The sequence below is a fragment of the Streptomyces sp. S3(2020) genome (assembly GCF_013044505.1).
In the GTDB taxonomy this organism is placed as follows: domain Bacteria; phylum Actinomycetota; class Actinomycetes; order Streptomycetales; family Streptomycetaceae; genus Streptomyces.
This window is the reverse complement of the sequence record NZ_JABERD010000006.1, coordinates 84241-103973: the sequence shown is the minus strand read 5'-3', so window position 1 is coordinate 103973 and position 19733 is coordinate 84241. Positions and strand designations below refer to the sequence as shown.

Here is a 19733-nt window from a genome sequence, read left to right as displayed (position 1 = left end):
GTCCGGTATGCGCAACGAGGGACTGGGGTCATGGCCCGCACGCCGGGCCCGCAAGACCCCGCACCGCACGGCTCTGGTCCACGGCGAACAGTCGACCGACTACCGTACATTGCATACAAGCACCACGCGCCTGGCCCACGCCCTGCGCGCGAGGGGCCTGCGCCGCGGCGACCGGATCGCCTACCTCGGCCCGAACCACCCCTCCTACCTGGAGACCCTGTTCGCGGCCGGCACCCTCGGCGCGGTCTTCGTCCCGCTCAACACCCGGCTGGCGGGCCCCGAGATCGCCTACCAGCTCGCCGACTCCGGCGCCAAGGCGCTCGTCTACGGCCCGTCGCACGCGGGACTCGTCGCCGGACTGCCGGGCAGCACCGACGTGCGGACGTACGTCGAGGTCGGCGCCGAGTACGAGCGGGCGCTGGCGTCGGCCTCCGAGGAGGCGATCGACGAGCCGGTCTCCCCGGACGACACCTGCATCATCATGTACACCTCGGGCACGACCGGCCGCCCCAAGGGCGCCATGCTCACCCACGGAAACCTGACCTGGAACGCGATCAACGTCCTCGTCGACACCGACCTGATCGCCGACGAACGCGCCCTGGTCTCCGCCCCGTTGTTCCACACGGCGGGCCTGAACATGCTGACGCTCCCGGTGCTGCTGAAGGGCGGCACCTGCGTCCTGGTCGAGGCCTTCGACCCGGCGGCCACCTTCGACCTGATCGAACGGCACCGGATCACCTTCATGTTCGGCGTGCCGACGATGTTCGAGCAGGTGGCCCGGCATCCCCGCTGGGCCGGCGCCGACCTCTCCTCCCTGCGGATCCTGACCTGCGGCGGCTCCCCGGTGTCCACACCGCTGATCGCCGCGTACCAGGAGCGGGGCCTCACCTTCCTCCAGGGCTACGGCATGACGGAGGCGAGCCCCGGCACGCTGTTCCTGGACGCGGAGCACGCGATCAGCAAGGCGGGCTCGGCGGGCGTGCCGCACTTCTTCAGCGACGTACGGGTGGTGCGGCCCGACCTGACCCCCGCCGACGTCGGCGAGACCGGTGAGGTCCACGTCCGCGGACCGCACGTCATGCCCGGCTACTGGGGACTGCCCGAGGAGACGGCGGCCTCCTTCGCGGACGGCTGGTTCCGCAGCGGGGACGCCGCCCGGATCGACGAGGACGGCTACGTGCATATCGTCGACCGGATCAAGGACATGATCATCTCCGGTGGTGAGAACGTCTACCCCGCCGAGATCGAGGACCTGCTCCTCGCCCACCCCGACATCGTCGAGTGCGCGGTCATCGGCGTACCGGACGACAAGTGGGGCGAGGTGCCCCGCGCGGTCGTCGTGCCCCGCGAGGGCGCCTCGCTCGACGCCGACGAGGTGCTGGCCTCGCTCTCCGGCCGCCTCGCCAAGTACAAGATCCCGAAGTCGGTGGTCATCGCGGACGAACTCCCGCGCACGGCCTCCGGCAAGCTCCTCAAGTCCCGGGTCCGTACCCGGTACGGCAACAGTGAAGGAACCTCATGAGCATCACCGTGAACGGCATCGACGAACTCAAGAAGCTGGCGGGCAGCGACCTCGGGACCAGTGAGTGGATCGAGGTCACCCAGGAGCGCATCAACACGTTCGCCGACGCCACGGGTGACCACCAGTGGATCCACGTCGACCCCGAGAAGGCCGCCGCGGGACCGTTCGGTGCCCCCATCGCCCACGGCTATCTGACCCTCTCCCTCTTCATCCCGCTCTTCACCGAACTGCTGGACGTCCAGGGCGTCACGACGAAGGTCAACTACGGCCTGAACAAGGTCCGTTTCCCCTCCCCGGTCAAGGTCGGCTCACGCATCCGCCTGGTCGGGAAGCTGGCCGAGGCCGAGGACGTGGCGGGCGGGGTGCAGATCACCGTCGACGGCACGATCGAGATCGAGGGCGGGGCGAAGCCGGCCGCGGTGCTCCAGAGCCTGTCCCGCTTCTACGCCTGAGCGTCGGGAACGAGGTCGAGAAGGCGTTCCGCGGCGGCCGTCGCGAGCGGGGTGAGCCGCTCGTGCACCGCCCGGAACGTCTTCTCCGCCTGCTCGGCCGGCCAGTCGTCCGGCAGATGCTTGACCGGCAGTCGCGGATCGCGGCGGATGACCCGCAGCCACTCCGCCTGGAGCAGGAGCCGCTGGGCCAGGGCCTCGTCGGCCTCCGGCGCCCGGGTCTCCCACGGCTGCCAGCGTCGTACGAACTGTTCGTAGCGCTCGGCCAGTTCGGCCAGTTCCCAGGTCTCCTCGATCATCGCGCCGATGTCCATGCCGGCGTCGGCGTGCGCGCGGAAGACCTTCACATGGGCGGACAGGCCGAGATCGGCGACGAGTTCCGCCACGTCGACCTCGCCGGGCGCGATCCACAGACCGCTGAACAGCGGGCCGAAGCCGCTCCAGGTGAGCTTGGAGCGCAGGTCGTGGCGCTGCCGCTGCCAGGACTCGGGGAGCGAGAAGCCGAGCAGCGTCCAGGTGCCGTCCCACTGCCGGTTGACGGCGCCGGTCTGCCAGATGCGCCGCTCGCCGTCGCGCAGGACGGCCGCCGAGTGCTCGGTCAGCCCGAAGTACATGCGGCGGCCCTCGCGCTGGCGGCGCAGCAGACCGCGGTTCACCATGCGGGTCAGTGTCGAGCGCGTCGCCTGCTCGCCGATCCCGGCGCGGGCGAACACGTCGATGACGCTGCCCGAGTACACGCAGACGTCACGCCCGAGCACCTGGTCGCCCAGGAACGTGAGCATGAGGGACTGGGGCCGCAGCGACTCTTCCGTGGTCACGCGGCCACCGTACCCCGCTCCGATCAGCCTGTGACCTGCCGGTACGAGTACACGGCGGTGGCGACCGCGCACGCGCCCGGCGGAATCACCTGCGCGCGCAGGGTGCCGCTGTTCGTGTCGTAGTCGACGCCCTCCGTCTCGAAGACGCCCGTGCACACACTGCGCTGCGGCAGTGCGAAGAGGCTCTTCACCGTCCCCGTGATCGGCTGCCCGTCCAGTTTCCGTGGCAGGTCGACCTGGAGCAGCGGGCGGATCTCGGGGAACAGCGTCCCCGTGGCGTCGTTCGAGGCGCACAGCAGCCGGGTGTCCGTCACGAAGTCGCAGCCCTGGATGTCGCGCACCGGCTTGTCCAGGGTGATCTGCCAGGCCTCGTTCAGCGTCCCACCGGTGGGCGGGGTGGCCGGGTTGAGGAGGGGCGCGGGGAAGACCTGGAGTCTGTTCTGGTCGCCCCACTCGCCCGACACCAGCCACCGCCCGTCCGGCGAGACGGTCGCGAAGGAGTTGTTGAGCTTCTCGCCCGGGTTGAGCTGATGCACGTACTCGTAGCGCTTCCCGGCCGGTGTGGTGACCGCGAACATCTTCGACGTGGCCGTGTCCGGGCCCTGGTAGGCGTCGAACGTGTACCCGCGGGCGATGTCCGGGTCACCGACGTGGTTCCAGCCCTTGAGGCGCAGGTCGAGGGGGATGTCGGTGAGCCCGCGGTACAGCAGTGAGCCGTCCGCCCGGCCGGCGATCCCCTGCCCGCCGCCGAGCGTGTCGGTGTACGCCGTTCCGGTCTCCACCCAGTGCGGGTCACCGGTCGCCGACGCGGTGCCCGCGCCGAGGGTGAAGGCACCTAATAAGCAGCCCAGGGACAGTAGTTGACGCTTCATCAGGCACCTGCCACGTCGATGAACACGGGGTTGGAATAGAACCACGTATCCGCCCACGGGTCACCGTTGCCGGGCTCGTGCGGGATCGGCCCGTTCGGGTCGACCGAGGCGCCGAGGTACCCCGCACCATGGCGGTTGCCGTCGCTGCCGCGCAGCCGGACGTAGAAGGACTCGTCCCCGGCGGTCAGCGGGATGCGCAGGGTGTACGTCCCCTTGCGGCCGCTGACGTCCTTCGTCTGTACGACCTTGGTGTCCGGCGCCTGCCAGCTGTCCCGGTCGGTGGCCGCGCCGCGTACCGCGCCCCGGATCACGTCGACGTGCTGGAGCTCGGGCAGGATGCCCTGCGCGTTGGGGCGGGAGGCGGTGGTGACGGTGACGTACAGGCTGATCCTCTCGCCCTTGCGGACGCGCAGCCGGCCGCCCAGGGTGACACCCCGGCCGGAGTCGCAGTCCCGCTTGACCCGTACGTCCAGCCCGTCGAGCAGATGCCCGTGGTCCAGCCAGACGCGGCCCGCGCGCAGGCCCGCCATGACCGCGCGGTAGCCGTAGCGGGTGACGCCGACGTGGGTGCGGCTGAACTGGCCGGGCCAGAAGTCGCTGCCGGGCTGCGGGGTGTCGGTGTTCACCGGGTCGGGGAGCCTGCCGGTGTTGTCGAAGTTCTGGCCGGTCGGCCAGTCGCCGTTCTTCCAGGTGTCGAAGACGGTCCGGTGGTTGTCGGAGTTGGTGGTGATCGAGAACAGCCGGCCCTCGGCGAGCAGCGCGTCCCACAGGCCGCCCACGGTCGCCGTCGCCCAGTCGAAGCCGCCGTAGGTGAGGTAGGCGTCGGCCGGATAGCCGGACCAGGACTGGGCGGTGGGCTTGTTCTCGTACTCGCCGCGGATCGAGGTCGTGCTGCGCCAGCCGGGCAGGGCGGCGCCCTGGGCCCCCGGGGCGCCCTCCATGCCGATCATGATCTCGGGGGCGGCGTCCCGCCAGTTGCGCATCTCGTGCGGGGAGTCGATGCCGAGTCGCAGCGGGTGGTTGGCGAGGACGAGGACGTCGTCGACGTAGCCCGAACGGCGCTGCTCGGCCAGCCACTTGATCGCCTTGACGGCATGTGCCTCGTTGCGGGCGGTGTCGGTCGCGCCCGCCGAGCCCTCGGTGTAGTTGAGCAGCTTGCCGTCGTAGGCGAGCTCGAACCGCGTGAGCAGGTCCACCTCGTGGGGGCCGGGTGCCGCGAACACCGTGCAGTGCTCGGCGGCCGGGATGTACCACTCCAGGCCCTGGAAGATCAGCTGACGCGGGTTCTCCGCGCGGGCCTTGAGGATCTCCTCGTGCTCCAGCTTCGCGCCGTAGTAGGCGTGCCCGAAGTTGGAGTGCTCGTTGAACACCATCCAGTCCAGGCCGTATCTGGCGGCGGCCTTCGCCTGCTGGGAGAACGTGTACTTGGCGTCGTGGCTGTAGACGGAGTGGATGTGGTGGTCGCCCACGAGATACGCCAGGCGCGGGTCGTCGCCGCCGAAGCGCTGGGGGGAGGCGGAGGCCGCGGTGGGCGCCGCCGTCGAGCCGAGGGTGAAGGCGGCGCCGAACAGGCCCGCGCGGCGCAGGAGTCCGCGCCTGGACAGGCCCTGCGGGTCGAGTGCGGTGGGCGAGACGGAGGGGTCGGCCCAGTCGGGCAGCTGCTGCTCGGTCATGGTGATCCTCTGGAAGGGGGTCAGTGCGTCATGAAGGAGGTCACGGGCAGCGCCCGTTCGACGATGCGGACGTCACCGAGGCGTCCGTGCAGGATCTGGTCGATCTTCCCGCCGTACTCGTAACCGCCCAGCAGCCAGGGGAGTCCGACGGAGGTGATGCCGGTCGAGACGGCCTTCGGGTTGCGGACCACGGGGCAGCCCTCGACGTAGAGCGTGGTGTGCCTGCCGTCGTTGACGACCGCGAGGTGCCACCAGGTCTCCAGCGGGGTCTCCTGGCCCCAGTTGGTGGCGATGCCCTCCTGGTTGAGCGGGCGCATCGCCCACTGCGGTTCACGGTCGTTGGACAGCGACAGCGTGGCCAGCGGCTCGTCGGGGTCGTCGCCCGTCTTGCCGGCGGCGCCGCCCGTGCCGGTGCGGCTGACGATGCCGGACCAGGCGTGGTGGGAGGGGTCCCAGTCGGCGGGCAGGCGGTAGAAGGCCTCGATGGTGTAACCGGCCTTGAGGGTCGCCGAGTTGAGCGGGGCGCCGTCGACCGTGCGCAGGTACGCGCCCTTCAGCGGGGACTTGTAGCCCTGGAACTCCAGGCTGCCGTGCCCCGGTTGGTCGGGGTGGTGGTCGGCGGACCAGCCGAGCGTGCCGTCGCCGACGGTGACCAGGGAGAGGTCGTTGCCCCGGCCGGACAGGTCGCGGACGGTGCCCTTCGGCGCCGACCCGAAACGCCAGTAGGCCACCGTGCCCGGTATCAGCAGCCGCGACACCGGACGCTCCGCCCGTGCCGGGACCGGGGCGAAGCCGGAGAACCGCTCGGCGAAGTCGACCTCGACCGTGAACCGGTCGGCGTCACCGCTGAGTTCGATCTCCTGCCGCTCCAGTTCGTTGAGGCCCTTCCCGGCCCGGCCCAGGATCCACGGCGAGACCGTCTCGACGTCGATGACGTTGCGGTCGAGGTCGAAACGGTAGAGGCGGATCATCGCCGCGCCGCCGAAGTAGCGGTTCTGGTAGTTCGTCAGATGCAGGTGGACGTCATGTCCCGCCGCGTTCTTGCGGGTCGCCCGGCCGGCGGGCCAGTAGTGGCCGTTGAGGGTGAGGAAGATCTGGTCGTGGTCCTCGATCAGCTGGTCCCACAGCTGCTGACCGTAGGCCGACAGGGTGTCGTCCTCGACGACCAGTTCGTGGGTGGTGAGGATGACGGGTGTCCTCGGGTGCCGGGCGAGGACGTCCTTCGCCCACGCGTACCCCTTCGCCGACAGCCGCCAGTCCAGCGCCAGGACCAGCCACTCGCGGCCCGCGGCCCGGAAGAGATGGAAGGTGTTGTAGCCGTCGGAGGAGGCGCCGCCGAAGGTCTTGTGGGACGCGAACCGGTCCGGCCCGAAGGCGTCCAGGTACGGGGTCGCGCCCCGCTGGTCGTCCGTCGAGGACTTCACGTCGTGGTTGCCGGCGAGGACGCTGTAGCCGACACCTCGCCGGTCCAGCAGCTCGAACGCCTCGCTGATCGCGGCGACTTCGGCCGCCGCGCCGTTCTGGGTGAGGTCGCCGAGGTGGGACAGGAAGACGAGGTTCTCGTCCTTCCCGTGCTCCAGGAAATAGCGCAGGGACGCCTCGACGGGCGCCTTGTCGATGCTCGGCCCGTCGAAGAGGTACTGCGTGTCGGGCATCACCGCGAGGGTGAAACGCCTGCTGTCGGTGTCGGGACGCCAACGGCTCTGTGTGGCGGCCTCGGCCACGCCCGGCAGCGCGACGCCGGCCGTGGCGGCGGCGCCGAGCAGTGCGGTGGCCCGGAGGAAACTGCGGCGCCCGGCGCCCGCCTGGGCATGCTCGGACCCGTGCTCATGCGAAGTGCACACGTGTGCTCCGTGAAAGGGGTGGAAAGCCGGTGGAGTTCAGAGAGTGCGCAGGGTCCAGCTCCAGCGGTGGACACCCGGTGCGACCAGGTAGGAAGGGAAGGTGTCGGGGCCGCACGAAGCCGTGCCGAGCCCCCGGTGGGCGGCGTCGATGTGCACCACGCACCCGGCCCGCGGCACCAGTTGGTCGTGATGGGTGACCGAGGTCAGATCCTCGGCCCGGTAGCGGGTCACCGAGACCTGACGCGGCTCGTCGAGCGCGACCGTCAGCCCGGTCGCGTCCGGCGCCGACAGGGTGAAGTGCCGTACGCCGTGGCGGCCGCCGCTCTCCTGCGGCCGCAGATAAGGGGTGAACAACGCGTCGACCGGCACGGAGTGGTGGCCCACGGGCGCGCCCGCGCTCCGGTCGGGATACGACTCCCAGGGCCCCTGTCCGAACCAGTCCAGCAGGTCCAGGCCCGCCACCGTCTCGAACACCGACCCGACCCGGGCCACGTCGTCGAACTCCGCGGGCACCTCGGCCTCTTCGTCGATCCGGACGCCGCCCTCGACGGGCGTGAGGACCTGCCGGTGCCGTACGACGCCGAGCGTGCCGGCGTACTCCGCGACCACGGTCACCCGACCGTCGTCCTCGCGCACCGACACCGCCTTGCGCACGAGGGAGTCGAGTCCCCAGGTCCGCCAGCGCAGCGCCATGCCGCCCAGTTCGTCGTTGTCGGTGGGCGCCCGCCACAGGGACAGGGCGGGCGCGGCGGTGAGCAGGGGGTGGACCAGCAGCCCGTCGGCGTCGACCTCGACGGAACGGTTCTCCGCAGCGACGGTGACCGGGGCCGCCTCGCGCAGCCGCACCTGCGGCAGGCACACCACCGTGCCCCGCGGCGCCCACGCCTCGTCCCGCGCGGTCGTCACCCGCAACGTCAGCCAGGCCTCGCCGCCCGTACGCGGTACCTCGAAGGGCAGCGGCACGACCGCCGTCTCACCGGGCCGCAGCTCCGGCAGGGCGGCGGGCGCGGTCAGAGTGTCGCCGTCGGCCAGGGACAGCTCCCACTCGCCGGCCAGCCAGTCCAGCCCGCGGAAGTGCTGATGGTTGCCGAGCACGATGCCCTCGTGCTTGAAGCACTCGATGCGCACCGGCGCCGCGATCTCCCGGTGCTCGTACATCGCGGGCTTGGGCGTGCGGTCCGGGAAGACGACGCCGTCCGCGATGAACGCGCCGTCATGGACGCTCTCGCCGAAGTCGCCGCCGTACGCCCAGCGATGGCCCGGCGCGGCGACACCGTTGTCATAGAGTCCGGCGCCCCCACGCCCGACCGGTCTTTGGTCGTTCACGCTCTGGAGAATGCCGTGGTCCCAGAACTCCCAGATGAACCCGCCCTGAAGACCTGGCGTTGACTCGATGGCGGCCCAATGGTCCGCGAGCGTGCCGTTGCTGTTGCCCATGGCGTGCGAGTACTCGCACTGGATGAGGGGCCTGGTCTGCTCGCCGGACCGGGCATGGGCGACGCAGTCCTCCAGCGGCGCGTACATCGGGCAGGCGATGTCGGAGGCGTCGTCCGTCGCCGCCCAGTCGAGCTTGGCCGCACCCTCGTACTGGATCGGCCGCGTCGGATCGTGCCGGCGCACCCAGCCGGCCGCGGCGTCGTGGTTGGCGCCGTAGTCGGACTCGTTGCCCAGCGACCAGATGACGACCGACGGGTGGTTCTTGTCGCGGAGCACCATCCGTGAGACCCGGTCCACGAAGGCGTTGAGATAGCGCGGGTCGTCGGCGATCTCGTGGGCGTGGTCGTGGGACTCGATGTCCGCCTCGTCGACGACGTAGAAGCCGAGCTCGTCGGCGAGGTCGTACAGTGCGGGGTCGTTCGGATAGTGGGCGGTGCGGATCGCGTTGAAGCCGAACCGCTTCAGCAGGACGAGATCGTCGCGCATGTCGTCGTACGACACCGTCCGGCCCGTCAGCGGATGGAAGTCGTGCCGGTTCACACCGCGGATGTACACCCGCTCGCCGTTGACGAGGAGGTCGCGGCCGACGATCTCGACGTCCCGGAAGCCGATGCGCCGGCACGAGGTGTCGGCGACCGTCCCGTCGGCGCGGTGCAGGCGGACGGTCAGGCCGTACAGCTCGGGCGTCTCGGCGTTCCAGGTGCGCACATCGGGGACGGTGGTGAGCAGCCGTGCCTCGCCGAGGAAGTCGGAGACCCGGTCGTCCTCGGCGTTGGCTCGGTCGAACTCCGCGTCCTGGGCCAGCGGCAGGCCGTCCAGATCGCCGGTGACGTACCACCCCTCGGGCAGCGCGCCACGCGTGTCCCGCACCCGGCAGTCCACCCGCAGCTCACCGCTGTACGCGGCCCGTACGGTGACGTCCGCGAGGTGCAGGGGGTCCGTCGAGTACAGGAGCACCGAGCGGGTGATGCCGCCGTGCCACCACTGGTCCTGGTCCTCGATGTGCGAGGCGTCGGACCACTTCACGACGGTGAGGCGTACGGTGGCGCGTTCGCCGGGCCGGACGAAGGGGGTGAGGTCGAACTCGGCGGCGAGGTGGGAGTCCTTCGAGATACCGACGGGATGTCCGTCCACCTGCACGAGCAGCACGCTCTCGGCGGCGCCGACCTGGAGCACGATCCGGCGGCCGGTCCACTCGGCGGGGACGTCGACCGTGCGCTCGTACACACCCGTCGGGTTTCTGTGTACAGGCGACAGGGGCGGGAATTCCGCATACGGCATACGGACGTTCGTGTACTGCGGAAGGTCGTCGGTGTCCTGCATGGTCCAGACACCCGGCACATGGGCCGAGGACCATGGACCGCCGACCGGCGCGCCCGGAGCCGGCAGCAACCGGAAGTTCCAGTCGCCGTCCAGGGGGAGTGCTCCGGAGCGCCGGTCGACGGCGTTCATGGGCAGCCGCCCCCAGGAGGTCACCTCGGGTGCCTCCCAGGGACGCAGGGCGAGCAGGGGATCGCTCGTCATCCGCGCACGGCTCCCTTCGCGAGATCGCCGATGATCTGCTTGGCGCCGACCGCGAACACGATCAGCAGCGGGATGAGGGCGAGCAGGGCGCCGGTCATCACGATGCCGTAGTCGGTGGTGCCGTGGGTGCCGTTGAGCTGGGACAACGCGACCTGGAGGGTCACGTTGTCGGGGTTGGTGAGGGCGATCAGGGGCCAGGCGAAGTCGTTCCACTGGCCCATGAAGGTGAAGATGCCGAGGAAGGCGAGACCGGGGCGGACCACCGGGAGCGCCACGTGCCAGTACTGGCGCAGGAAGTTCGCGCCGTCGAGCTTGGAGGCGTCGAGCAGCTCGTCGTGGATGGCCGTCTTCATGTACTGGCGCATCCAGAAGATGCCGAAGGCGTTGGCCGCGGCCGGCACGATCAGCGCGGTCATCGAGCCGATCCAGCCGATCTTCGCCATGAGGACGAACTGCGGGATGACCGACAGCTGCGCCGGCACCATGAAGATGACCATGAGCAGCCCGAACAGCGGCCCCTTGCCGGGGAACTCGAACTTCGCGAAGACGAACGCGGCGAGGGAGTCGAAGAGCAGGACCAGGAAGGTCACCGACGCCGCGACCAGCAGCGAGTTCCACATCGACCCGAAGAAGTCGATGGCGTCGAAGAGATTGCGGACGTTCTCCAGGAAGTGCGTGCCCGGCAGCAGCTTCGGCGGGTAGGAGAAGATCTCCGACGAGCTGTGCGTCGACATGATCACGGCCCAGTAGAACGGGAAGGCCGAGATCAGCGTGCCGAGGATCAGCGGGAGGTGCAGCGCGATCCCTCTGCGGCGGGACCCCTTGATGGAGGTACGGGACTCCTTGATGGAAGCCATGATGGCGCGCCCTTCCTAGTCGCCCCGGCGCTGCACGAGGCGCCAGTTGATGATCGAGAAGAGGACGACGACGAGGAAGATGCCCCACGCCACGGCGGCGCCGTACCCGAAGTCGTTGTTGTCGAAGGTCTGCTGGAAGAAGTAGAGGACCATCGTCTGTCCCGAGTGGCCCGGACCGCCCGCGAACGTCGAGTCGTTGGACGAGGTCTGGAGCAGGACCTGTGGTTCGGAGAAGCTCTGCAGGCCGGTGACCGTCGAGACGACGAGCACGAACAGCAGGGTGGGCCGCAGCAGCGGGAGCGTGATCCGGAAGAAGGTCTGGACGGGCCCGGCGCCGTCCATGCGCGCCGCCTCGTACAGGTCGCTCGGGATGGTCTGGAGGCCGGCGAGGAAGATGATGGCGTTGTAGCCGGTCCACTGCCAGGTCATCAGGGCCGCGATGGTGACCTTGATGCCCCAGGGGGTGTTCAGCCAGGCGACCTGGTCGATCCCGACCGCGTGCAGGACGGCGTTCACCATGCCGGCGTTGGTGGAGAAGATCGAGCCGAAGACGATCGCGATGGCGACGACCGAGGTGACGTTCGGCAGGAAGTACGCGACGCGGTACAGGCTCTTGAACCGCACCGCCGAGTTGAGCATCACGGCCGTGATCATCGCCAGGAGGATCATGGGGAAGGTGGCCAGCGCCCAGATGATGATCGTGTTGCCGATCGAGTTCCAGAAGTCGCTGTCGCTCAGCAGGTACTGGTACTGCGAGAGCCCGGCCCACTCCATCGTGCCGAGGCCGTCCCAGCGGTGGAAGGACAGGTAGAGCGAGAAGCCGACCGGGAACAGGCCGAAGCCCAGGAAGATCAGATAGAAGGGGGAGATGGCGGCGTAGAGGTGCCAGTACTTGCGAAGGCCCGTCCTGGGCTTGGCCGTTGACGGCGGGGCCACGGTGGGCGGGGTCTGTTCGAGGACGGCCATCAGTAGCTCACCCCCAGGTGCTTCGCGATGCGACGGCACTTGCTCATGGCGTCACTCCAGGCCTTCTTGGGGTCCTTGCCGAGGACGCCGACGTTCTTGATCTCGTCCTTGACGGGCTGCCCGAGCGCGATGTCGTACGGGCTGTTGTAGGCGACGACGATCTTCTGCGCGGCGGGTCCGAAGATGTCGGTCGTGACCTGGCCGCCGAAGAAGTCGTCCGGTTCCTGCATCTGCTTGAGGTCGTAGGAGGCGGGCGTGGAGGGGAAGAGGCCCGCGTCCACGTACCCCTGTGCCTGGTTGGCCGCGTCGAGCATCCAGGTGATGATCTGGAACGCCTGCTCGGGCTCCCGGCACGCCTTGGTGATCGACAGGAACGAACCGCCGTTGTTGGCGGGCCGCACCGGCATGTCGGCCACCCGCCACCTGCCCTTGGTCTTCGGCACACCGTTCTTGATGTCGAAGCTGGCCCAGGAGGCGCCCAGTTGGCTCGGCAGCTTGCCGTCCTGGATGGCGGAGAGCTGGTCCGGGGTACCGCTGACCAGGTCCGAGACGATCCCGCGCCGCTTGGCCTCGACGGCCAACGCCCAGGCGTCGCGCACATGTTGCTGGTCGCCGATGAAGTGGCGGTCCTTGTCGACGTACCGCTTGCTGCCCTGGTTCACGACGTTGTCGAAGACGGAGTTGACGTCGGTGAGCAGCTTGGCCTCGGGGATGCGCTTGCCGAGCTGCACGCCCGCGGCGAAGAACTTCTCCCAGGTGTCGAGCTCCTTGGAGACGTCCTCGGGCTCGTACGGCAGCCCCGCCTTGCGGAACGCGTCGTACTGGTAGAAGTGCGCGACCGGCCCGCAGTCGATCGGGAAGCCGACCATCGTGCCGTCGTCGGCGATGCCCTGGTCCCACTTCCAGGGCAGGTACTGGTCCTTGTACTTCTCCGCGCCCAGCGTCCGCAGGTCGATGAACTGGTCCGCGTTCGGCAGATAGGCGGCCATGTCCTCGCCCTTGAGCCCCGCGATGTCGGGGATGTGGGCCTTGCCGGTGATCGTGGTGATGAGCTTGGAGCGGTACTGGCCGCCGATCTGGATGGCCTGGAGGTCGACGGAACTGTCGTAGCGGGCCTTGGCGTTCTTGACGACGGTGTCGCTCAGACCGCCGCTCCAGTACCACAGGACCATGTTCCGGCCGGTCGAGCCGGTCGGAACGGCACAGCCGGACGCCAGGCCGCCGAGCGCCGTGGCGGCCGTACCGGCCAGGCCCGCGCGGAGCAGGCCTCTTCGTGAGAGCCGCACAGCTCCCACCGCCTTTCGGGGGTTTTCGGGTCTTCGCATATGTACGGGGGGTCAGAGCTGTCGTGCGGGGGGAGTGACGGGGGCGTACCGGACGGGAGGGCCGGGGTCGGCCGGGATCCGGTCGGACAGAAAACCGTATGCGGTCTTCAGTTCACGGTCGGCCGACGACAGTTCGCGGTCGGCCGCGGACAGCGACCGCCACCAGCGGTCGACGCCGTACCAGCCGGGTGCGGCCAGCGCCCCACCCGGATGACGGACGGACAGCCCGGCCGCGAGCACCGCGAACCGCAGCCGCTCCTCCAGCGGCCAGCCGCCGAGCGAGGCCGCGACGAAGCTCGCGCCGAACACGTCCCCGGCGCCCGTCGCGTCCAGGACATCGATGTCGAGGGCCGGGACGTCCGCGTACTCGCCGGTGGTCTGGTCCACGGCCACCGCGCCGTCCCCGCCCCGCGTGACCACCGCGACCGGCACCAGCTCGGAGAGCGTGCCGAGCGCCGCGACCGCGCTGTCGGTGCGGGTGTAGGCCATCGCCTCGGTCTCGTTGGGGAGGAAGGCGTGGCACAGCTTCAGCTGGTCCAGCAGGTCCGTGGACCACTGCTGGGTGGGGTCCCAGCCGACGTCGGCGTAGACGTGGGTGCCGTTGGCGGCGGCCTTGGCGATCCACTCGCGGGGTTCGGCCTCGAGGTGGACGAGGGCGGTGCGCGCCTCGGGCGGGTCGCCCATCAGCGTGTCCTGCGAGTAGGGGGGTTCCGTGCCGTGGGTGACCAGGGCCCGGTCGTGGCCTTGTGCGAGCGAGACGGTGACGGGGGTGGGCCAGCCGTCCGCGGTGCGCGAGAGCGAGAGGTCGACGCCCTCCTGGTCGTCGAGGACGTCCCGGCAGTACTCGCCGTAGAAGTCGTCGCCGAAGACCGTGGCCAGGGAGGTCCTGAGGCCGAAGCGGGACGCGGCGACCGCCAGGTTGGCGATGCCGCCGGGGCCGCAGCCCATGCCGGCCGTCCAGATCTCCTCGCCCGGTGTGGGCGGCCTGCCCAGACCTGTGAGGACGAGGTCGTAGAAGAGCAGCCCGGTCAGCAGCACATCGGGCCTGTCGTCATCCACCGGCAGCGCCTCTCGTCAAAACTCGTCAATTTCGATGACCGGAATCGTGCGCCGCTCCGCACGATTGGTCAATACCCGAGCAGAACTGAGCATAGAAATGATTGGCAATGACGAGTACTGTTCACGTCGTGCTGGCAGAACGACGACATCAACTCATCCTGCGGGCCCTGCGCTCCGGCGGTCCCGCGGCCGTGACCGACCTCTCCGAGCAACTGGGTGTGAGCCCCGCCACGATCAGGCGTGACCTGGTCAAACTCGAGGAGGACGGGCTGCTCACCCGTGTCCACGGCGGTGCCCGCGCCGAGGAGGGCGACCAGCCCTTCGCCGACGTCGCCGAGGTCCGCGTGGCCGAGAAGGACGTCATAGCCGCGCATGCGGCGGGACTGATCAAAGACGGTCAGTCGGTGCTGCTCGACATCGGCACCACCGCCTACCGCCTGGCCCGCCAGCTGCACGGCCGCCGCCTCACCGTGATCACCAGCAATCTGGTGGTCTACGAGGAGCTCGCCGACGACGAGGGCATCGAGCTGGTCCTGCTCGGCGGCATGGTCCGCCGCGAGTACCGCTCCCTGGTCGGCTTCCTCACCGAGGACAACCTGCGCCAGCTGCACGCCGACTGGCTCTTCCTCGGCACCAGTGGAGTGCGCCCCGGTGGGCAGGTGATGGACACGACGGTCGTCGAGGTGCCGGTCAAGCGCGCCATGATCAAGGCGAGCGACAGGATCGTGCTGCTCGCCGACGCGGCGAAGTTCCCGGGTACGGGGATGGCGAAGGTCTGCGGTCCCGAGGACCTGGACGTGGTGGTGACGAACGCGCCGGTGAACGCGGCGACGCGGGCCTCCCTGGAGGAGGCGGGCGTCGACGTGGTCGTGGCAGGAAAGGTTCAAGCGTGAAGTTGACGATTCTGGGCGGCGGCGGATTCCGTGTGCCGCTCGTGTACGGGGCGCTCCTGACGGACCGCGCCGAGGGGCGGGTCACGGAAGTCGTTCTGCATGATCTGGACGACAGCCGACTGTATGCAGTCGCCCGTGTACTGGCTGAACAGGCGTCGACCGTCGAGGACGCCCCCACGGTCACCGCCACCACCGACCTCGACGAGGCGCTCCGCGGCGCCGACTTCATCTTCTCCGCGATCCGCGTCGGCGGACTGGAGGGCCGGGCGAACGACGAGCGGGTGGCCCTCGCCGAAGGCGTCCTGGGCCAGGAGACGGTCGGCGCCGGCGGCATCGCCTACGGTCTGCGCACGGTCCCCGTCGCCGAGGACATCGCCCGGCGGGTCGCCCGCCTCGCCCCCGACGCCTGGGTCATCAACTTCACCAACCCGGCAGGCCTCGTCACCGAGGCCATGTCCCGCCACCTCGGCGACCGCGTCATCGGCATCTGCGACTCACCGGTCGGCCTCGGCCGCCGTATCGCCCAGGTGCTCGGCGCGAACCCGAAGGAGGCGTGGATCGACTACGTCGGCCTCAACCACCTCGGCTGGGTCCGAGGCCTGCGGGTCGCGGGGCGCGACGAACTCCCGCGGCTGCTCGCCGACCCCGGGCTCCTCGGCTCCTTCGAGGAGGGCAAGCTCTTCGGCGTCGACTGGCTCCAGTCGCTCGGCGCGATCCCCAACGAGTACCTGCACTACTACTACTTCAACCGCGAGGCCGTCCGCGCCTACCAGCAGGCCGAGAAGACCCGCGGCGCCTTCCTCGCCGGCCAGCAGGCCGCCTTCTACGAGGAGATGCGCCGCCCGGACGCGGCCGCCCTCACCGCCTGGGACCGCACCCGCGCCGAGCGCGAGGCCACCTACATGTCCGAGAACCGCGAGAGCGCCGGCGCCGGTGAGCGCGACGCCGACGACCTGTCCGGCGGCTACGAGAAGGTCGCCCTCGCCCTGATGCGGGCCATCGCCCGCGACGAGCGCACCACCCTGATCCTCAATGTCCGGAACCAGGGCACCCTCTCGGTGCTCGACAACGATGCCGTGATCGAGGTGCCGTGCCTCGTCGACGCCAACGGCGCCCACCCGGTCGCCGTCGCCCCGCTGCCCGACCACGCGAGCGGCCTGGTCTGCTCGGTCAAGGCGGTCGAGCGCGAGGTGCTGGCCGCCGCCGAGTCCGGCTCCCGTGCGACGGCGGTGAAGGCGTTCGCGCTGCACCCGCTCGTCGACTCCGTGAACGTCGCCCGCCGACTGGTCGAGGGCTACACCGAGGTCCATCCGGGCCTGGCGTACCTTAAGTGAGCACACGGAGGGAAAGCGCTTTCCCTCGCCGTACCTCCGCCGTGCCCCGCCCAGCCCGCCTCCCTCCGCTTCCACCCGCTCGCTCCCTTCCTGGAGACCTCTCATGCACGACGAACGCCGCCGGATCGAGGAACGCGTAGAGCGCCTCCACAACCAGCGCATCAAGCCCGCGATCTACGCGGCCACCGTCCCCTTCGAGGTCGAGGCCTGGCAGGCGCCGGGGGAGCCGGTCCCCTTCGAGGAGGCCGCCGCCGCCCCGTACGCGCCCTTCGCGATGGCCACCCCGTGGGGCCCGCCCTGGGGCACCACCTGGTTCCGGATGCGGGGCGAGGTCCCCGCCGAGTTCGCCGGGAAGCGCGTCGAGGCGGTCATCGACCTCGGCTTCGTGGGCGACTGGCCGGGCAACCAGGCCGAGGCGCTGGTCCACCTGCCCGACGGCCGCCCCCTGAAGGCGGTCAACCCGCTCAACCAGTACGTGCCGATCGCCAACCCGGCGACGGGCGGGGAACAGATCGACTACCTGGTCGAGGCGGCGTCCAACCCCGACATCCTGGCCAACGACTTCGCGGCGCCGACGCTGCTCGGCGATGTACTGACGGCAGGCGACCGTCCACTGTATACATTCCAGCGCGCCGACATCGCCGTCCTCGACGAGGAGGTCTGGCACCTCGACCTGGACCTCCAGGTACTGCGCGGCGTCATGGTCCACCTCGGCGAGCACGAGCCGCGCCGCCACGAGATCATGCACGCCCTGGACCGGGCGATGGACGCCCTCGACCTGGACGACATCTCCGGCAGCGCGGCCGCGGTCCGCGAGGTGCTCGCCCCCGTCCTGGCCAGCCCCGCCCACGCCAGCGCCCACACCATCTCCGGTGTCGGCCACGCCCACATCGACTCCGCCTGGCTCTGGCCCATCCGCGAGACCAAGCGCAAGACGTCCCGGACCTTCTCCAACGTCACCTCGCTCGCCGACGAGTACGACGACTTCATCTTCGCCTGCTCCCAGGCCCAGCAGTACGAGTGGGTGCGCGACAACTACCCGCACGTGTGGGCCCGGATCCAGGAGTCGGTGAAGAAGGGCCAGTGGGCCCCGGTCGGCGGCATGTGGGTCGAGTCCGACGGCAACCTGCCCGGCGGCGAGGCCATCGCCCGCCAGCTCGTCCACGGCAAGCGGTTCTTCATCGAGCACTTCGGCATCGAGACCAAGGGCGTCTGGCTGCCGGACTCCTTCGGCTACAACGCCGCCTACCCGCAGCTCGCCAAGCTCGCCGGCAACGAGTGGTTCCTCACCCAGAAGATCTCCTGGAACCAGACCAACAAGTTCCCCCACCACACGTTCTGGTGGGAGGGCATCGACGGCACCCGCATCTTCACCCACTTCCCGCCGGTCGACACCTACAACGCCCGCTTCAGCGGCGAGGAGATGGACCGCGCGGTCCGCAACTACGCGGAGAAGGGCGCCGGTTCGCGCTCCCTGGCCCCCTTCGGCTGGGGCGACGGCGGTGGCGGCCCCACCCGCGAGATCATGGAACGCGCGCGCAGGCTCGCCGACCTGGAGGGCTCGCCCAAGGTCGTCGTCGAGCACCCCGACGAGTTCTTCGCCAAGGCCCGCGCCGAGTACGAGGACGCCCCCGTCTGGCACGGCGAGCTCTACCTGGAGCTGCACCGCGCCACGTACACCTCGCAGGCCCGCACCAAGCAGGGCAACCGCCGCAGCGAACACAAGCTCCGCGAGGCCGAGTTGTGGGCGACGACGGCCGCCCTGCACGCGCCGGGCTACGCCTACCCCCACGAGAAGCTCGACCGCCTCTGGAAGACGGTCCTGCTGCACCAGTTCCACGACATCCTGCCGGGGTCGTCCATCGCCTGGGTGCACCGGGAGGCGGAGGCCGAGTACGCGCGGGTGGCGCAGGAGCTGGAGGTGCTGACGGCGGAGGCCGTCGCCGCACTGGGCGGTGGCGGGACACGGGTCTTCAACACCAGCCCGTACGACCGCGCCGAGGTGGTCCGGGACGGCTCGGGCGCGCCGGCGTACGTCACGGTGCCCGCGAACGGCAGCGCGCCCCTGGCCGCCGCCGAGCCCGCACGGCCGGTGACGGTCGAGGGCCGTGTCCTCGACAACGGACTCGTCCGTGTAGAGGTGGCGGAAGACGGAACACTGTCCTCTGCATTCGATCTTCGGGCGAACCGCGAAGTCCTCGCCGAGCCCGGCAACCTCCTCCGCCTGCACACCGACCTCCCGAACTACTGGGACGCCTGGGACATCGACAAGCACTACAGGAACCGCTTCACCGACCTGCTGGACGCGGACAGCGTGACCGTCGTGGAGGCGGACCCGCTCCTCGGCGCCATCCGCGTGGAGCGCTCCTTCGGCAAGGGCTCGAAGATCACCCAGACGATCAGCGTCCGCGCCGGCAGCCCCCGGATCGACATCGAGACGGACATCGACTGGCACGAGGCCGAGAAGATCCTCAAGGCGGGCTTCCCGATCGACGTCCGCGCACCGCACTCCTCCGCGGAGATCCAGTTCGGCCACATCCAGCGCCCCACGCACACCAACACCAGCTGGGAGGCGGCCCGTTTCGAGGTCTCGGGGCACCGCTGGGTGCACGTCGCGGAGCCCGGCTACGGTGTCGCGGTCATCAACGACTCGACGTACGGCCACGACGTGACCCGCACGGTCCGCGAGGACGGCGGCACGACGACGAAGGTCAGCCTCAGCCTGGTCCGCGCCCCGCGCGTCCCGGACCCGGAGGCCGACCAGGGCAAGCACCGCTTCACCTACTCGCTGCTGCCCGGCGCCAGCATCGAGGACGCGGTCGCCGAGGGCTACGCGCTCAACCTCCCCCTGCGGGTGGCCGATTCGGCGGGCGAGCCCGAGCCGGTGGTGTCCGTCGACGGCGAGGGCATCACCGTCGAGGCGGTCAAGCTCGCCGACGACGCCTCCGGAGACGTCGTGGTGCGGCTCTACGAGTCAGGCGGCGGCCGCGCCCGGGGCGTCCTGCGCACCGGCTTCCCGCTCGCCGGAGCCAAGGTGACCGACCTGCTGGAGCGACCGCTGACCGGGGACGAGGCCGCCGTCGACGGCACGGTCCCCGTGACGCTGCGCCCCTTCCAGATCCTCACCCTGCGACTGAAGCGTGCCGAGGTGAACTGACCC

Annotated in this window: 14 protein-coding genes; 5 read left to right on the top strand and 9 right to left on the bottom strand. The window is 70.0% G+C overall.

Features of this window, described 5'->3' with window-relative positions; translation table 11 throughout:
- The first annotated feature begins 7 nt into the window (after window positions 1-7).
- Window positions 8-1522: a long-chain fatty acid--CoA ligase gene (locus tag HLK59_RS04085; RefSeq protein WP_171139806.1), complete on the top strand. Its 1515-nt coding sequence runs from the start codon at window positions 8-10 to the stop codon at window positions 1520-1522.
- Window positions 1519-1974 (top strand): MaoC family dehydratase, encoded by a 456-nt coding sequence (locus tag HLK59_RS04080; protein WP_171139805.1) that lies wholly within the window; start codon window positions 1519-1521, stop codon window positions 1972-1974. The genes HLK59_RS04085 and HLK59_RS04080 overlap by 4 nt, the downstream gene beginning before the upstream one ends.
- Here the strand turns inward: HLK59_RS04080 and HLK59_RS04075 are convergent.
- The 9 genes from HLK59_RS04075 to HLK59_RS04035 are packed head-to-tail and all read right to left on the bottom strand — an operon-like array spanning window position 1965 to window position 14346.
- Complete coding sequence (locus tag HLK59_RS04075; RefSeq protein ID WP_346779642.1) at window positions 1965-2789, bottom strand: PaaX family transcriptional regulator C-terminal domain-containing protein; 825 nt, start codon at window positions 2787-2789, stop codon at window positions 1965-1967. The two genes, HLK59_RS04080 and HLK59_RS04075, sit on opposite strands and share 10 nt — an antisense overlap.
- 23 nt (window positions 2790-2812) lie before the next feature.
- A complete protein-coding gene (locus HLK59_RS04070) occupies window positions 2813-3661 on the bottom strand; it encodes a hypothetical protein (protein WP_171139804.1) in 849 nt (282 codons plus the stop codon).
- Window positions 3661-5334: a histidinol-phosphatase gene (locus HLK59_RS04065; protein WP_171139803.1), complete on the bottom strand. Its 1674-nt coding sequence runs from the start codon at window positions 5332-5334 to the stop codon at window positions 3661-3663. Before HLK59_RS04065 ends, HLK59_RS04070 begins: the two co-directional genes overlap by 1 nt.
- Window positions 5335-5354: 20 nt before the next feature.
- Window positions 5355-7178: a LamG-like jellyroll fold domain-containing protein gene (locus HLK59_RS04060; RefSeq protein WP_171139802.1), complete on the bottom strand. Its 1824-nt coding sequence runs from the start codon at window positions 7176-7178 to the stop codon at window positions 5355-5357.
- A 36-nt stretch (window positions 7179-7214) separates the two neighbouring features.
- Window positions 7215-10139, bottom strand: coding sequence for a glycoside hydrolase family 2 TIM barrel-domain containing protein (locus tag HLK59_RS04055; RefSeq protein ID WP_171139801.1), 2925 nt, complete (start codon window positions 10137-10139; stop codon window positions 7215-7217).
- Entirely contained in the window at window positions 10136-10996 is an 861-nt protein-coding gene (locus HLK59_RS04050) for a carbohydrate ABC transporter permease (protein WP_171139800.1), read from the bottom strand. The genes HLK59_RS04055 and HLK59_RS04050 overlap by 4 nt, the downstream gene beginning before the upstream one ends.
- 15 nt (window positions 10997-11011) lie before the next feature.
- A complete protein-coding gene (locus tag HLK59_RS04045; RefSeq protein ID WP_171139799.1) occupies window positions 11012-11962 on the bottom strand; it encodes a sugar ABC transporter permease in 951 nt (316 codons plus the stop codon).
- Entirely contained in the window at window positions 11962-13248 is a 1287-nt protein-coding gene (locus HLK59_RS04040; protein ID WP_171139798.1) for an extracellular solute-binding protein, read from the bottom strand. Before HLK59_RS04040 ends, HLK59_RS04045 begins: the two co-directional genes overlap by 1 nt.
- Before the next feature lie 51 nt (window positions 13249-13299).
- Window positions 13300-14346 (bottom strand): carbohydrate kinase family protein, encoded by a 1047-nt coding sequence (locus HLK59_RS04035; protein ID WP_171139797.1) that lies wholly within the window; start codon window positions 14344-14346, stop codon window positions 13300-13302.
- Between the two features lie 128 nt (window positions 14347-14474).
- Here HLK59_RS04035 and HLK59_RS04030 point away from each other — a divergent pair, with 128 nt between their 5' ends.
- From HLK59_RS04030 to HLK59_RS04020, 3 genes are all read left to right on the top strand, one after another.
- The gene (locus tag HLK59_RS04030; RefSeq protein WP_171139796.1) at window positions 14475-15239 is read left to right on the top strand and encodes a DeoR/GlpR family DNA-binding transcription regulator; all 765 of its coding nucleotides are present in this window, start codon (window positions 14475-14477) and stop codon (window positions 15237-15239) included.
- Window positions 15236-16573 carry a 6-phospho-beta-glucosidase gene (locus HLK59_RS04025; protein WP_171139795.1) on the top strand — a complete coding sequence of 446 codons (1338 nt, stop codon included), beginning with the start codon at window positions 15236-15238 and terminating at the stop codon, window positions 16571-16573. The genes HLK59_RS04030 and HLK59_RS04025 overlap by 4 nt, the downstream gene beginning before the upstream one ends.
- A gap of 103 nt (window positions 16574-16676) precedes the next feature.
- Window positions 16677-19730 carry a glycoside hydrolase family 38 C-terminal domain-containing protein gene (locus HLK59_RS04020; RefSeq protein ID WP_171139794.1) on the top strand — a complete coding sequence of 1018 codons (3054 nt, stop codon included), beginning with the start codon at window positions 16677-16679 and terminating at the stop codon, window positions 19728-19730.
- Window positions 19731-19733: the final 3 nt, after the last annotated feature.

Bases quoted from the DNA above. Each gene is read 5' to 3' on its own strand.
- HLK59_RS04045 (WP_171139799.1), bottom strand. From the start codon at position 11,962: ATGGCCGTCCTCGAACAGACCCCGCCCACCGTGGCCCCGCCGTCAACG.
- HLK59_RS04080 (WP_171139805.1), top strand. From the start codon at position 1,519: ATGAGCATCACCGTGAACGGCATCGACGAACTCAAGAAGCTGGCGGGC.
- HLK59_RS04065 (WP_171139803.1), bottom strand. From the start codon at position 5,334: ATGACCGAGCAGCAGCTGCCCGACTGGGCCGACCCCTCCGTCTCGCCC.
- HLK59_RS04085 (WP_171139806.1), top strand. From the start codon at position 8: ATGCGCAACGAGGGACTGGGGTCATGGCCCGCACGCCGGGCCCGCAAG.
- HLK59_RS04070 (WP_171139804.1), bottom strand. From the start codon at position 3,661: ATGAAGCGTCAACTACTGTCCCTGGGCTGCTTATTAGGTGCCTTCACC.
- HLK59_RS04020 (WP_171139794.1), top strand. From the start codon at position 16,677: ATGCACGACGAACGCCGCCGGATCGAGGAACGCGTAGAGCGCCTCCAC.
- HLK59_RS04055 (WP_171139801.1), bottom strand. From the start codon at position 10,139: ATGACGAGCGATCCCCTGCTCGCCCTGCGTCCCTGGGAGGCACCCGAG.
- HLK59_RS04050 (WP_171139800.1), bottom strand. From the start codon at position 10,996: ATGGCTTCCATCAAGGAGTCCCGTACCTCCATCAAGGGGTCCCGCCGC.